We start from the raw sequence: 921 nt of genomic DNA, 5'->3' as shown, positions 1-921 counted from the left end.
GACCTACGCCGAGCTCGCCGCGATGACCGGCACGTCGCAGGCCACACTCCAGCGCGCCGCCTCGGGGCGGAAGGTACCGTCGTTCGAGACGGTCACAGCGATCGCGACGGCCTGCGGGACCGTGCCGGGCGCCTTTTACCGGCTGTGGCTCGCGGCCCGGGTCGCCGACCGCGGCCGGCTCGCCCGGCTGCGCCGGCCCGCCTCGCCGGATCTCATGACCACACGCGGGGCCCTGAGTGAGGCGATGGAGTACTACTACGAGAAGGCGGGAGCCCCCTCGCTGCGCAGGCTCCAGGAGCGGGCGGGAGGCGCCCACCTGCTGGCCGTCAGCTCGGCAGCGCGGATCGTCAACCGGGAGGCACTGCCGGCCAGCCGCCAGCAGTGCATCGCCTTCCTGACCGCCTGCGGACTGACCGGCCGTCTGGCGGAGCGCTGGGCGGATGCCTTCGACCGCATCACGCGGTACGGCGACGCCGAGCCTGCCACGGTGTCCGGCAGGGAAGCGGTCTTCCGGAGTACTTTCGAGCACGTGCCGCTGAGTCAGCGGAAGGGCTCTGTCGGTTCCTTCCGCACGATTCTGCGGCAGCTCCCCGGAGCCCCCTCCGTCCCCACGGTCCTGCGGGACGGGCAGCGCATCGAGGACTACCAGACTCTGGTGGCGGAGGGGTATAAGGCCGGGAGGCGGCTGTCTTCCGGGTGGGAGGTCCCCCCGGAGGCGCTGAGGCACGCGAGCTGAACTCCGTGCGGGAGCCAGGGCAGGCGCTGAGCCAGCCCCGGCTCCCGCGCGCGTGAACCGGACGCTCCGCGGGGCGGGGTGGCTGTTCCCCACTTCCTTGCACACCCCCACCCCCTTCCCTCGGCCCACTGACCCCCAACTCTGCTAACCTGTTCAGGTGTCCCTCTTTCCGCCCGTTCTTGTGC

Annotated in this window: 1 protein-coding gene; it reads left to right on the top strand. The window is 72.0% G+C overall.

Going from position 1 to position 921, the window contains the following annotated elements; genetic code table 11:
- Window positions 1-736, top strand: a 736-nt coding sequence (locus ACFWBW_RS40765; RefSeq protein ID WP_385384659.1) for a helix-turn-helix domain-containing protein, incomplete at its 5' end; no start/stop codon positions are given.
- Window positions 737-921: the final 185 nt, after the last annotated feature.

The organism is Streptomyces sp. NPDC059957 (genome assembly GCF_042730015.1).
In the GTDB taxonomy this organism is placed as follows: Bacteria; Actinomycetota; Actinomycetes; order Streptomycetales; family Streptomycetaceae; genus Streptomyces.
The sequence above is the reverse complement of the archived record's forward strand: the minus strand, read 5'-3'. Positions and strand labels throughout refer to the sequence as shown.